This is a genomic window from Rhizobium sp. H4 (assembly GCF_003013335.1).
GTDB lineage: Bacteria > Pseudomonadota > Alphaproteobacteria > Rhizobiales > Rhizobiaceae > Rhizobium > Rhizobium sophoriradicis.
Window position 1 is genome coordinate 264,559 of record NZ_PSOW01000007.1, and the last position, 12,522, is coordinate 277,080.

11 protein-coding genes are annotated in these 12,522 nt (G+C 63.5%); 5 read left to right on the forward strand and 6 right to left on the reverse strand.

Features of this window, described 5'->3' with window-relative positions:
* Nucleotide 1: 1 nt before the first annotated feature.
* The 3 genes from C4N04_RS13495 (at nucleotide 2) to C4N04_RS13505 (ending at nucleotide 4,910) form a co-directional block, all read left to right on the forward strand.
* Complete coding sequence (locus tag C4N04_RS13495; RefSeq protein WP_106796213.1) at nucleotides 2-1,858, forward strand: adenylate/guanylate cyclase domain-containing protein; 1,857 nt, start codon at nucleotides 2-4, stop codon at nucleotides 1,856-1,858.
* A 98-nt stretch (nucleotides 1,859-1,956) separates the two neighbouring features.
* Nucleotides 1,957-3,924 carry a DEAD/DEAH box helicase gene (locus C4N04_RS13500; RefSeq protein ID WP_106796214.1) on the forward strand — a complete coding sequence of 656 codons (1,968 nt, stop codon included), beginning with the start codon at nucleotides 1,957-1,959 and terminating at the stop codon, nucleotides 3,922-3,924.
* A 326-nt stretch (nucleotides 3,925-4,250) separates the two neighbouring features.
* Nucleotides 4,251-4,910, forward strand: coding sequence for a 50S ribosomal protein L11 methyltransferase (locus C4N04_RS13505; protein WP_106796215.1), 660 nt, complete (start codon nucleotides 4,251-4,253; stop codon nucleotides 4,908-4,910).
* An 18-nt stretch (nucleotides 4,911-4,928) separates the two neighbouring features.
* On the opposite strand, the gene glp is transcribed toward C4N04_RS13505, so the two are convergent.
* The 5 genes from glp to C4N04_RS13530 all read right to left on the reverse strand — a co-directional run bounded on the left by glp (nucleotide 4,929) and on the right by C4N04_RS13530 (nucleotide 10,500).
* Nucleotides 4,929-6,152, reverse strand: coding sequence for a gephyrin-like molybdotransferase Glp (gene glp / locus C4N04_RS13510; protein WP_106796216.1), 1,224 nt, complete (start codon nucleotides 6,150-6,152; stop codon nucleotides 4,929-4,931).
* On the reverse strand, nucleotides 6,149-6,646 hold the full coding sequence (gene moaC, locus C4N04_RS13515) for a cyclic pyranopterin monophosphate synthase MoaC (RefSeq protein WP_106796217.1): 498 nt from the start codon (nucleotides 6,644-6,646) through the stop codon (nucleotides 6,149-6,151). The genes glp and moaC overlap by 4 nt, the downstream gene beginning before the upstream one ends.
* A gap of 1 nt (nucleotide 6,647) precedes the next feature.
* Nucleotides 6,648-7,460 (reverse strand): indole-3-glycerol phosphate synthase TrpC, encoded by an 813-nt coding sequence (gene trpC, locus C4N04_RS13520; protein WP_106796218.1) that lies wholly within the window; start codon nucleotides 7,458-7,460, stop codon nucleotides 6,648-6,650.
* Nucleotides 7,461-7,469: 9 nt separating this feature from the next.
* Nucleotides 7,470-8,486, reverse strand: a complete 1,017-nt coding sequence (trpD, locus tag C4N04_RS13525) for an anthranilate phosphoribosyltransferase (protein WP_106796219.1) — start codon at nucleotides 8,484-8,486, stop codon at nucleotides 7,470-7,472.
* A gap of 121 nt (nucleotides 8,487-8,607) precedes the next feature.
* Nucleotides 8,608-10,500 (reverse strand): peptidylprolyl isomerase, encoded by a 1,893-nt coding sequence (locus C4N04_RS13530; protein WP_039623255.1) that lies wholly within the window; start codon nucleotides 10,498-10,500, stop codon nucleotides 8,608-8,610.
* A gap of 219 nt (nucleotides 10,501-10,719) precedes the next feature.
* Between C4N04_RS13530 and C4N04_RS13535 the strand changes: the two genes are divergently transcribed.
* Nucleotides 10,720-11,001: a hypothetical protein gene (locus tag C4N04_RS13535; RefSeq protein WP_038692554.1), complete on the forward strand. Its 282-nt coding sequence runs from the start codon at nucleotides 10,720-10,722 to the stop codon at nucleotides 10,999-11,001.
* Between the two features lie 76 nt (nucleotides 11,002-11,077).
* Here the strand turns inward: C4N04_RS13535 and C4N04_RS13540 are convergent, their stop codons facing one another.
* Nucleotides 11,078-11,326, reverse strand: a complete 249-nt coding sequence (locus tag C4N04_RS13540) for a GlsB/YeaQ/YmgE family stress response membrane protein (RefSeq protein ID WP_038689007.1) — start codon at nucleotides 11,324-11,326, stop codon at nucleotides 11,078-11,080.
* A gap of 560 nt (nucleotides 11,327-11,886) precedes the next feature.
* Between C4N04_RS13540 and C4N04_RS13545 the strand changes: the two genes are divergently transcribed.
* Nucleotides 11,887-12,042, forward strand: a complete 156-nt coding sequence (locus C4N04_RS13545; RefSeq protein WP_009995299.1) for a hypothetical protein — start codon at nucleotides 11,887-11,889, stop codon at nucleotides 12,040-12,042.
* The last annotated feature ends 480 nt before the right edge of the window (nucleotides 12,043-12,522 follow it).

Genomic DNA, 12,522 nt, shown 5'->3' on the forward strand with positions numbered 1-12,522 from the left:
CATGAGCCATCGTCTGCTGACCGTGATCGCGCTGCTGTTCGCCGGTCTCTGGGGCGCGGCGCTCGGTTATCTCAATCTCAACGGCGAGGTCGGCCTTCTCGACCGGATGGAGGCGACGCTTGCTGATATCCGCAGCCTCGTCGTTGGGGCAAGAGAGCCGCCGCCCGTCGTCTCGATCGTCGCGATCGATGACCGCACCGCCGCCGCCCACGGCTATCCGCTCGACCGGGCCACGCTTGCCCGTCTTGTCGGCGCGATCAATGCGGGTAAGCCGAAAGCCCTGGCGCTCGACATTCTGCTGGTCGATCCCGGGGCGGAGGAGGGTGATGCGGCGCTGACCGCCGCCTTGCGCCAGGGGCCAACCGTCATCGCGGGGGCGGCCACCTTTGCGCAAAGCAGGCAGCGGGTCACCGATGCCCCCGAGGATCCGTTGGCCGCCATACCCGAGGCAAACCAGCTTCTGCTGCCGCTCCCGCGCTTTGCCGAGGCCTCCGCCGTCGGCATCGTCAATGTCGCAACCGATCGGACCGGCACGCCGCGTTTCATTCCGCTGATTTCGCGCAGCGCCGACCGGCTGGATCCGGCTTTTCCGCTGCGTGCCGCCTCCGTCGCGCTGGGCGCCGATCCCAGTATCGAGCGCGGTGCCGTCATGCTCGGAGCGCTGCGTATTCCCACGGATATCGGTCAACGCCTGCCGGTGACCTTCTATGGCGGACGCGGCAGCATCGCCACGTTCAGCGCCGCCGATGCGCTTGACGGCAAGCTGCCGGCGGCGACGGTGGCAGGCCGTATTGTCGTCATCGGTTCGACGGTCACCGGCGGCGGCGACGTCTTCCCGACGCCGTTCGATCCCGTCATGCCCGGCGTCGAGGTGATGTCGACGGCAATCACCCATCTCGTCACCGGCGACGGCATGGTGCGCGACCACAGGATGAGGCTGATCGATGCCGGCATGGCCATCGGCCTGACGCTCCTGCTCGTTTCGCTGGTGGCTTGGCGGCGGAGTGCTGCGGGGTATCTCATCATGGTGCTGGTGCTGGTGGTCTGGGCCATGCTCAATCTGTCGGCCTTTGCCCATGGCTATTGGCTGAGTGCGGCGCTGCCGATCGCCGCGGCGCTTCCGCCGGCGTTGATGCTCGGTGCGGCCGAACTCTGGCTCGACCGCGGCCGCGCCCGCCATTTCGCCGAGCAGAGCGCGCTGCTGCAGCGTATCGAGGCTCCCGGCCTTGGCGAATGGCTGGCGCGCCATCCGAATTTCCTTGCCACGCCGGTGCGTCAGAACGCTGCCGTCATCTTCATCGATCTCTCAGGCTTCACGGGCCTCAGCGAAACGCTCGGGCCGGTCCAGGTCAGCGAAGTGCTCAGCGGTTTCTTCGAAATCATCGACGAGGAGGCCCGCTCTCACGGCGGCGCCATCACCAGCTTCATGGGCGACGGGGCAATGATCCTGTTCGGCCTGCCGGAGCCGGCCGATGACGATGCCGCCCGCGCCGTCGCCTGCGCGGTCAGCCTCTGCGAGCGTACGCGGACCTGGCTTGGCGCGCATGCGGGCTTTGCCGAGAAGAAGATCGGCTTCAAGGTCGGCGCCCATTGCGGCCCGATCGTCGCCTCGCGGCTAGGCACCGGCGACCGGCAGCAGATCACGGCGGCGGGCGACACGGTGAATGTCGGCGCCCGGCTGATGGAGGTCGCCGCCCGCAACGGCGTCGAGCTGGCGCTGAGCGCCGAAATCGTCCGTGCCGCAGGCCCCGACAGCGTGCTGCTGCGGGCCGGGCGGATGGATGGTCCGCTGGAAACGGAGCTGCGCGGCCGGGCAAGCCATATCGACGCCTGGCTGTGGCGCAGCCGCACGCTTTGACAATCGCTGCGGGAGCGGCTAGGAACGGCGCAAATATCCCGCCGGCTGGCTCCGGCCATGGCGCATTTCGCGCCTGACAGCTCCGAAAGATCGAACTCATGACAGAATTCAACGGCGTCGTTCCGGCGATCGCCAAGGCGTTGCAGAAGCGCGGTTACGCCGAACTCACCCCGGTGCAGAAGTTGATGCTCGATCCTGATCTTGCCGCATCCGACGCTCTGGTTTCCGCCCAGACCGGTTCCGGCAAGACCGTCGCCTTCGGGCTGGCGCTGGCGCCGACGCTGCTCGAGGGCAGGGAACGCTTCGGCAATGCCGGCGCGCCGCTCGCCCTCGTCATCGCGCCGACGCGTGAACTTGCCCTGCAGGTGAAACGCGAGCTCGAATGGCTCTATGAGATGACCGGCGCGGTGATCGCCAGCTGCGTCGGCGGCATGGACATCCGCAGCGAGCGCCGGGCGCTCGAACGCGGCGCCCATATCGTCGTTGGCACGCCGGGCCGGCTCTGCGATCATATCCGCCGCAATGCGCTCGACATGTCGGAGCTGAAGGCCGCCGTGCTCGACGAGGCCGACGAGATGCTCGATCTCGGCTTCCGCGAAGATCTGGAATTCATTCTCGACTCGGCGCCGGACGACCGCCGGACGCTGATGTTTTCGGCAACCGTGCCGGCGGCGATCGCCAAGCTTGCCAAGAGCTACCAGCGCGACGCTGTGCGCATCAGCACCGCGGCCGAGGAAAAGCAGCATGTCGATATCGAATATCGGGCACTGATGGTGGCCCCGAGCGACCGCGAGAACGCGATCATCAACGTGCTGCGTTATTACGAGGCGACGAATGCCATCGTCTTCTGTTCGACGCGCGCTGCCGTCAACCATCTGACAGCGCGTTTCAACAACCGCAATTTCGCCGTGGTGGCACTCTCCGGCGAGCTGACGCAGAACGAACGCAGCCATGCGCTGCAGGCGATGCGCGACGGCCGCGCCCGCGTCTGCATCGCGACCGACGTCGCCGCCCGCGGCATCGATCTGCCGGGCCTCGATCTGGTTATCCACGCCGACCTGCCGACCAATCCGGAAACGCTGCTGCACCGCAGCGGCCGCACCGGCCGGGCCGGGCGCAAAGGCATCAGCGCCATGATCGTGCCGCTGAATGCAAGGCGCAAAGCCGAGCGCCTGCTGGAGAATGCCGGCATTTCGGCCGCCTGGGCGCGGCCGCCGTCGGCCGAAGAGGTGAGTGAGCGCGACGACGAACGGCTGCTCGCCGATCCGATCTTCAACGAAGCGCCGCAGGAGGAAGAACAGGGGCTGGTGCAGCAGCTGCTTTCCAGCCACGGCGCCGAGAAGCTCGCCGCCGCCTTCCTGCGTCTCTACCGCACCAATCATTCGGCGCCGGAGGACCTGATCGAGGTCACCGTGCAGGATGAGCGCAGCCGCAAGCGCCGCGACAATGCCGAGCCATACGCGCCGGCACAGAAGGGACCCCGCGAGGATTTCGGTCCCAGCGTGTGGTTCTCCGTCTCGGTCGGGCGCAAGCAGAATGCCGAGCCGCGCTGGCTGATCCCGATGCTCTGCCGCAACGGCAACGTGACGAAGCGCGAGATCGGCGCGATCAAGATGCAGCCCGAGGAAACCTATGTCGAGATTGCCACGGCAAGCGCCGACGGTTTCCAGGAAGCGCTCGGGCCGAACAAGACCCTGGAACGCGGCATCCGCGTCACCCGACTTTCCGGCACGCCGGATTTCAGCCGCGCGGCGGCACCGAAGCCCTATGCCGGCAAGTCGCGTGACGAACGGCCGGGCGAGGGCTTCCGCGACGAGCGGCCGAAGAATAAGTTCGGCAAAGGTCCGGGCGGCGGATATGCCGCGGCTGAGAATGCCGGCGGGGAGAAGCGGGACAGTAAGCCCTGGAGCAAGAAACCAGGCAAGCCCGGCTTCGATGGCCCCAAAGGCGATAAGCCGAGATATGACAAGCCGAAATTCGAAGGCGCCAAATCTGAACGCCCGAAATACGAGGGCAAGGGCGGCGCCGGGGCGAAGAGCAAGTTTTCGAAGAAGAAGCCCGGCTGATTTCGCCGGAAGCCATTCGCCGGTTCAGGCGCGGGCTTTGGTGGCATGCCGCATCCGCATGAGGTCTATTGAAACATCGGATTTCATGATGGGGCAGGACTGCTGTCCGGGTGGCGAAGCTGCCCCTCACCCTAACCCTCTCCCCGTAAAAACGGGGAGAGGGGACGTGCCAAACGCAACGTCGAGGGTACGGAAAGCCGGTGCGGCATGTCCCTTCGCCCCGCTCGCGGGGAGAAGGTGGCGGCAGCCGGATGAGGGGCAGGCGGCGATCTCCTAGGGCGACAATTTTCTACTGCTTGTGTCTAAATGGGATCGGGAGGATGACGATGAAAAGCTCCGGCATGCCGCATCCCGATCCGGCCGCCTTCATCCAGGCCAATCTGTCGATCTCACCCGTTCCGGCCATTCCCGAGATTCTGCTGCATACGGCGGGACCCGCAAGCGGGCTCTGGCGGCTTGCCGGCCGTGGAGAAGCCGATCCGCCGCCTTACTGGGCCTATCCCTGGGCTGGCGGCGCCGTGCTTGCCCGCCACCTGCTCGATCGGCCGGAAAAGGTTATCGGCCGCCGCGTGCTCGATCTCGGCGCCGGCTCCGGGCTCGTCGCCATCGCGGCGGCGAAGGCCGGCGCTGCCGCCGTGACGGCGGTCGATGTCGATGCCAATGCCATTCCCGCAATCGGCCTTAACGCTGCACTCAACAGCGTGAACATCGTTGCCGTCGCCACCGATATCATAGAGGCACCGCCGCCGGAGGAGACTGATCTCCTCCTAGTCGGCGACCTGTTCTACGATCCCGCACTTGCAGTGCGAGTGATGGCTTTCCTGCGGCGCTGCCGGGCCGCCGGCATCGAGGTTTTGATCGGCGATCCCCATCGCGCCTACCTGCCGCAGAGCGTACTTCAGCGAATCGCGACGCATGCGGTTTCGGATTTCGGGGCTGGATCCAGCGACGGGGCGGTGCAAGCTGGAGTTTTTTCCCTTTCCTGAAACACCTGAAAGTCTGAACTATACCAGAAGGTCCGGCCGCAACAGCATGACCGGGCAGGGTGCTCCGGCGGGCAATTCCGGTGCATGCGGTGGGCGGATGATAAGGCAGTCCGAACGAGCGAAGGTTTTCATCATCGACGAGTCCTGCTTGTCGAAGGGTTCGGCGAGCCAAGTGCCGGCGGCAGACTTCGACAGTTTTGCCCTGATATAGTCTTGCCGATGGTCATTGGCGCGCAGCGGGACGGCCGCATCCATCGTCGCCTCGCGCCGTGCCGGCGGCAGGGAGGCGAGCTTGCGGATCAGCGGTTCCAGGAAGAGCAGCGAACAGACGAGGCTCGAGACTGGATTGCCGGGCAGGCCGAGCACATGCGTCTCACCGAAGCTGCCGACCATCAGCGGCTTGCCGGGACGCATGGCGATGCGCCAGAAATCCAGCTGCATGCCGGCCTCGATCAGCGTCGGCTGCACCAGATCGTGATCGCCGACCGAGGCGCCGCCGAGCGTGACGATGACATCGACCTTGGCTCCCCGCGCCATATCGATCGCAGTGGTGATCCTGGCCTTGTCATCCGGGATGATGCCGAGGTCGAGCACATCGGCGCCGGCTTTGCGGGCAAGGGCTGCGATACCGAAGGTGTTGGACGCGATGATCTGCGAAGGGCCGGGTGTGCTTCCCGGCGGCAGCAATTCGTCGCCGGTCGCCAGGATGGCGATCAGCGGGCGCCGGAACACCTCGACATCGGGCCGGTTCATGCCGGCTGCGACGGTCAGCCGCGAGAAATCGATCACCGTTCCGGCAGAAAGCACGGCTTCGCCTTCGACAAAATCCTGGCCACGGGGACGGATATGCTGTCCCTGCCGCACGGGAAAATTGGTTCGGATGCCGCCTTCGATCTTCTCCGCATCCTCCTGCAGCAGGACGCTGTCGGCGCCTTGCGGAACCGGCGCGCCGGTGAAGATGCGGACGGCTTCGCCGTGGCCGACGGTTCCCTCGAAGGCGTGGCCGGCGGCCGAGGTGCCGATGACCTTCAGCACAGCACCCGGCTCCGGCGCGTCGTCACGGCGCAGCGCATAGCCGTCCATCGCCGACGCATTGAACGGTGGCTGCGTCAGGCCCGCCGTCAGATCGACGGCCAGGACACGGCCCTCTGCTTCGGCGAGCGGCAGCGTTTCGGATTTTGCGACCGGCTTTGCCCGATAGAGCAGGCGGTTTTGCGCCTCGGTGACGGGGAGAAGGTTCATCTCGCCTCCGGATGACGGAAATCGCCGGATTTTCCGCCGGATTTTTCGAGCAGCCTAATGCCGCCGATCTCCATTGCCTTGTCGGCGGCCTTAGCCATATCGTAGATCGTCAGACACGCGACGGAGACGGCGGTCAGCGCCTCCATCTCAACGCCGGTCTTGCCGGTCAGCTTGACGGTTGCCGTGACGCGGAGGCCGGGCAGGGCCGCATCTTCCGCGATCTCGACGGTGACCTTCGTCAGCATCAGAGGATGGCAGAGCGGGATCAGATTGGCGGTCTGTTTGGCGGCCATGATGCCGGCAAGCCGGGCCGTGCCGATCACATCGCCCTTCTTGGCATTGCCCTGGCGAATGAGCGCGAGCGTTTCCGGCGCCATTTTCACATGGCCTTCGGCGGTGGCGACGCGCGCCGTCTCGGCCTTGTCGGAAACATCGACCATATGCGCCTCACCTGACGCGTCGATATGGGTGAGGCCGGGCTTACCGCCACTCATCTCATTCGGCCGCGATTGCCGCTTCGCCGACGAGCAACGCGCGGGTGGCGGCCGTCACGTCGTCCTTGCGCATCAGGCTTTCACCGACCAGGAAGGTATTGATGCCCGCGGCCTGAAGGCGCTTGCAATCGGCGTGGGTGAAGATGCCGCTTTCGCCGACGAGGAGCCGGTCATCAGGAACCATCGAGGCCAGCGTCTCGCTGACGGTCAGGCTGACTTCGAAAGTCCTGAGGTTGCGGTTGTTGATGCCGATAAGCGGCGAGGAGAGCTTCAGTGCGCGTTCCATTTCCGGCGCGTCGTGAACCTCGACCAGCACATCCATCCCGAGCGAAAAAGCTTCGTCCTGCAGACGCTCCGCCTCGTCATCGGTCAGCGACGCCATGATCAGCAGAATGCAATCGGCGCCCCAGGCGCGGGCCTCATGGACCTGATAGGTCTCGAACATGAAGTCCTTGCGCAAAGCGGGCAGGGCGCAGGCGGCCCGTGCCGCCGTCAGGAATTCCGGCGCACCCTGAAAGCTCGGCGTATCGGTGAGCACGGAAAGGCAGGCTGCGCCGCCGGCTTCGTAGGCCTTTGCCAGCGCCGGCGGATCGAAATCCGGACGGATGAGGCCCTTGGACGGGCTTGCCTTCTTGATCTCGGCGATCAGGCCGAAATGGCCAGCCTCACGCTTGGCCGTAAGCGCCTGGTAAAAACCGCGCGGCGCCGACTGCCCGGCCTGCATCGCCTTCAGGTCAGCCAGCGACACCGTCGCCTTGGCGGCAGCGATTTCCTCGCGCTTGTAGAGTTCGATCTTCTTCAGGATATCGCTCATCCGGCAATCCTAATCGATATCGTTGGAAACGGCGATGAGTTTGTCGAGAGCGAGCGCCGTGGCGCCGCTATCGAGCGAATGCGCGGCAAGGATCATGCCGTCGCGGATCGTTTCGACCTTGCCCGCGATGACGAGCGAGGCGGCGGCATTGGCCAACGAGACATCGCGGTAGGCATTTTTCGCGCCGCTAAGAACCTCGCGAAGTGCTGCAGCATTGGCGATACCATCGCCGCCCTTGATATCGGCGAGCACGCAGGGGCTGACGCCGAAGTCGGCCGGCGACAGCTCGAAGGTGCGGATCTTGCCGTCTTCGAGGGCTGCAACCTTGGTGATGCCGGTTGTGGTGATCTCGTCGAGACCGTCGCCATGGACCACCCAGACGCATTCGGATCCGAGGTCGCGCATGACTTCGGCCAGCGGCACCAGCCACTGCGGCGAAAAGACACCAAGCAGCTGGCGGCGCACACCGGCCGGATTGGAGAGCGGCCCCAGAAGGTTGAAGATCGTGCGGGTGCCGAGTTCGACGCGGGACGGGCCGACATGGCGCATAGCGGCATGATGAAGCTGCGCGAACATGAAGCCGACACTGGCCTCCGCAATGCAGCGGGAAATGATCTCGGGACCGACATCGATATTGACGCCAAGGGCCGACAGATTATCCGCCGCACCGGATTTCGAACTCAGCGCCCGGTTGCCGTGCTTTGCCACCGGCACACCGGCGCCGGCAACGATCAGCGCCGCCAGCGTCGAAATATTGTAGGTGCCGCTGGCGTCGCCGCCGGTGCCGACGATGTCGATGGCATCGGCCGGCGCCTCGACGGTCAGCATTTTCGACCGCATGGTGGTGACGGCGCCGACGATCTCGTCGACGCTTTCGCCGCGCACGCGCAGCGCCATCAGGAAGCCGCCGATCTGCGAAGGTGTGGCTTGGCCCGACATCAGGATGTCGAAGGCGGCGCGCGCCTCGTCACGCGTCAGCGGCTCGCGGCTTGCGGCCTTGGCCAGGAACGGTTTCAGATCGGACATAAAACCTCCCAGAGCATGACGCCGAAAACTGTGAGCGACCTTCGGCGGACATCATGCTCTAACTGTTGAATTCGGAACGGGATTCAGATTTTAAGCCGACCCGGCCTAAAATCATCCTGTTCTAGCGGGCCGCCGTCTGTTCGGCGAGCGTCTGGTTGACCTCAGCGCCGTACTGCGTCTGCAGCAGGTTGACCATCTGATCGAGGATATCATCGCCGGCGGCGTTGGCCAGGGCGGTGAGCTGGGCATCGCGGTTGTTCAGCACGTCGCCGGTCGGCTGGCTGTTGACCTCGGTGACCTTCATCAGGATCTGGGTCGAGGGATCGGCGCCGACAGCGCTCGCCACCGTGTCGAGAGGGCCGGAGAAGGCGGCCTTGACGCCGGCGCGGCCCAGAACCGGATCGTCGGTGGAGCGGGTGATGCCGCTCTTGCTTTCGACGGCGATGCCGAGTGGCGTCGCAATGTCGGCAAGGGCGGTGCCCTTTTGCGCCTGGGCCTTCAATTCGTCGGCCTTTTTGGCGAGTTCGGCCTTCTGCTGCTCCGCCGTCCAGTCCTCGACGGCTTTCTCGCGCACTTCGGCGATCGGGCGGTCACGGTCCGGCGTGATTTCGCGGACATTGAACCAGACATAGCCGTCATTGCCGATCGGAAGCGGCGGCGCATCGACGCCGACCTCGGTCTTGAACGCTTCGCCGAGCAGCTGCTGCTTGACGGGGATATCCTTGACCTCCTTGCCGTCCTTGTCGGCACCGGTCGCGTCGACGGCGTCGATGGTGACGGCGTTGAGCTTCAGCTGGCCGGCGATATCTTCAAGCGTGGCGCCGCCGGCGCGCAGATCCTCGATCTGGTCGTGAACGTTGATCACTTCCTGAGAGGCATTGGAAAGCGCCAGCTGCTTGCGGATATCCTCCTTCACCTCGTCGAAATTCTTCACCGTTTCCGCCTTGATGTTGGTGATGCGCAGGATGACGGGACCAAAGGAACCGTCGACAACCGGGGTCGTGCCACCATCCTTGGCAACCGCAAAGGCGGCATCGGCGACGGCCTGATCGGGAACCTTGTCCTTGGTGAATTCGCCGAGCAGCACGTCGCTTGCCGTCTTGCCCTGGTCGGAGACCAGCTGATCGAAGCTGGTGCCGCTCTTCAGCGCGGTTTCGGCGGCGGCGGCAAGATCCTTGCTGGTGAAGGTCAGCTGCTCGATGGTGCGGCTTTCGGGCGTACGGTAGCTATCCTTGCCCTTATCAAAAGCCTCACGGACCTGGTCGTCGGTGACGGTCGCGGCATCGGCAATATCGGCCGGCTGCAACTTGAGATAGGCGATCTTGCGATATTCCGGCGCGCGGTAACGCTGCTTGACCCCGTCGAACCAGGAGGCCAGGACGTCGTCGGTCGGCGCCTTGATCGGCTCGATATTGGCGTTGGTCAGCAAGAGGTAATCGACACTGCGGCTTTCATCGCCATAAAGCTTCATGGCGTCGACCAGCGTCTTCGGCGCGGTGAAGCCGTTGGAAACCGCATCAACGATCTGGCTGCGGACGGCGACCTTGCTGCGCTCCTGGATGTAATCGTCCTGGCGGATGTTGGCATTGCGCAGGCGCGAGACGAACAGGTCGCGGTCGAACTGGCCGTTAACGGCCTTGAACGCCGGATCATCGCCGATCAACTGGGCGAGGCGATCCTCGGACAGGCCGAGATTCATGTCTGCGGCGAGCTGGTCGAGCGAAGCGCCCGCGATGAGCTGAGAGAGGACCTGCTGTTCGACGCCGAAGGCGCGGGCCTGTTCCGGCGTGAGGCGCATGCCGAATTGCTGGCCGAGGCTTGCCACCTGACGCTGATAGGCGAGGTGGAATTCGTTCACATCAACACGCTGATCGCCGACGGTCACGACCGTGGTGCTGTTGCCGCCAGATATCAGCTCGCGCGATACGCCCCAGACGCCGAAGGAGGCGACCAAGAGAAGCAGGAGCAGCTTGGCAACCCAGGTCTGAGCGGCTCTTCTCAGAAAATGGAACATGGAAACGCAAACCTCGCAGTATTCATTGACCCGCGCGCGGGCAGACATTCGACGTTCCTTAGAACAAACCCGACAGGAAATGAAGGGTTGTCACGCGAAAAGCTGCGCAGAGCGGCGGTGGCGGCGCAAGGCGTTGACGGCAAACAAAAGATCGGCTTCGGCGGAACCTTTCGGGCCGCCATTTCGTTGAAGCGGCATCCCATGAAACAGGAGCAGACCATGGCAGATTTGAAAACCGCTTCCGCCGAATCCACCGCTGCGCGCGTCAAGGCGGATATCGCAGCAGACGATCTGTCGGCCCAGGTCACGGCACTCCGTGAAGATCTGTCCAGACTGACGGACAGTGTGCGGTCGCTGGGACAGGGCGCGAAGTCGGTGGTTACGGACGAAGCTTCGCTGATGACGGAACGGCTGCGCGACAAGGTTCGCGAAGAACCGATCATGGCGCTCGCGGTGACGGCGGGCATCGCCTATGTTTTCGGCCTGCTGAGCCGCCGCTGACACGGAATTCGGAACAGAAAAAGCCGGACGCAAGGCGCGCCCGGCCAGTCGTGTCTAAATAGTTATATCCGGGCCGTCAGCGGCGGATGGCGCGGCCGATGAAAATCAGAAGGCAGGCACCGACGAAGCCGGTGATCAGGTAACCCAGCCAGCCGGCCAGCGGTTGAATGTGCAAAAGACCGAGGATCCAGTTGGCGACGATCGCGCCGACGATGCCAAGCAATATGTTCATGAGCACGCCCATGCTGCTGCTCATGACTTTTTCCGCCAGCCAGCCGGCGATGCCGCCGATGATGATGGCTGCAATCCAACCCACGCCTTCCATGGTAATCCCTCCTGGTAAACCGACTCGCAAGTAAGCACGAAACCGCAGAAAGTTCCACTCCTGGAGGAACTTAGTCGATTATGGCTGCAGCAGGGTAACCGGCGTCTCCAGCAGGTAGGCCATCAGCTGGAACAGCAGGCCGGCTACAGCAAGCATTGCGAAGCCGAAAGGCATGATCAGGCTATTGCTAAACATTCTTTCCTCTCCCCTATTGAGTAAAGAATAAGCCTAAGTGCGGTCGACGCAAGATTATTTTTAATAAGTAGTTAAGTGCGATATTTAAGTAAAATTATAAATGCCACAGATGTATTATGATTCGAAGTAATATACACCGCTTACTGGTGGTGCTCTCGCCAATGTCAAACAATGCGTCATTTCGTGGAGTTTTTACCTGGCATAAGCTGGACCATTGTGGAATGGGCGCCAGAATGTACCCCGATTTGGCGCGGGTGCTTAAACTCTTCGGCTAGAGCCCGCTTTCATGTCCTGATGCGGCGGATTGATTTTGGCGCCGACTGCATCATTTTTCCGGGAGTTCGCCTCTATCAAGGAAAAACTCGATGTCAAAAGCTGCTGTCGCCTTTGCCTGCCTCTGCCTGCTCACGCTTTCCGCCTGCGGCAATACCGCGTACGGATTGAAGAAGGATGGACAGGAGGCCAGCCACGCAATGGACAACGCGACGCATCGGGTGCTTTCGGCCGGTGCCAAGAAGTAAGGGCAGCAGCGAAATGCGCGCCGTCACCGAGCGGCCAAGCTTGCATGAAAAAAGCCCGCCTGGGGTGAGGCGGGCTTGGCATAACAGAGAGAATGGACGGATGGAAACCGCCCCGACTAATACAGCATTTCCTTAAGCGTATGGCCTTGCGTCATTCGACGTAGCCGCGACCGACAGATTCCGGCCGCGACCGCCAGGATGGGGTTCAAAAGTTGCCCCAATTCTGAGCGCGAGCGCGGGCGCGAATAATCCGATATTCGCGACCGCCATAGAGCGAACCGATGGTCAGCAGAAGCGTCAGAACGTCCCAGATGATATGCATGGTATCCTCTTAGGTTGGACGGCTCTGCCGTCGATCGGTCAAAGTACAATAGCAATCTTTCAAACCTGCTTATATGACAAGAAATCGGGATATGCGGGGAAGCGGGAAGGGCGCTTCATGAGAAGACGGAGTCGCCATCTTGGGAGCAGTAAGGTGAA

Coding starts and splice junctions, on each gene's coding strand:
- C4N04_RS13545 (WP_009995299.1), top strand. CDS start 11,887: ATGTCAAAAGCTGCTGTCGCCTTTGCCTGCCTCTGCCTGCTCACGCTT.
- C4N04_RS13505 (WP_106796215.1), top strand. CDS start 4,251: ATGAAAAGCTCCGGCATGCCGCATCCCGATCCGGCCGCCTTCATCCAG.
- moaC (WP_106796217.1), bottom strand. CDS start 6,646: ATGAGTGGCGGTAAGCCCGGCCTCACCCATATCGACGCGTCAGGTGAG.
- C4N04_RS13530 (WP_039623255.1), bottom strand. CDS start 10,500: ATGTTCCATTTTCTGAGAAGAGCCGCTCAGACCTGGGTTGCCAAGCTG.
- trpC (WP_106796218.1), bottom strand. CDS start 7,460: ATGAGCGATATCCTGAAGAAGATCGAACTCTACAAGCGCGAGGAAATC.
- C4N04_RS13495 (WP_106796213.1), top strand. CDS start 2: ATGAGCCATCGTCTGCTGACCGTGATCGCGCTGCTGTTCGCCGGTCTC.
- glp (WP_106796216.1), bottom strand. CDS start 6,152: ATGAACCTTCTCCCCGTCACCGAGGCGCAAAACCGCCTGCTCTATCGG.
- C4N04_RS13535 (WP_038692554.1), top strand. CDS start 10,720: ATGGCAGATTTGAAAACCGCTTCCGCCGAATCCACCGCTGCGCGCGTC.
- trpD (WP_106796219.1), bottom strand. CDS start 8,486: ATGTCCGATCTGAAACCGTTCCTGGCCAAGGCCGCAAGCCGCGAGCCG.
- C4N04_RS13540 (WP_038689007.1), bottom strand. CDS start 11,326: ATGGAAGGCGTGGGTTGGATTGCAGCCATCATCATCGGCGGCATCGCC.
- C4N04_RS13500 (WP_106796214.1), top strand. CDS start 1,957: ATGACAGAATTCAACGGCGTCGTTCCGGCGATCGCCAAGGCGTTGCAG.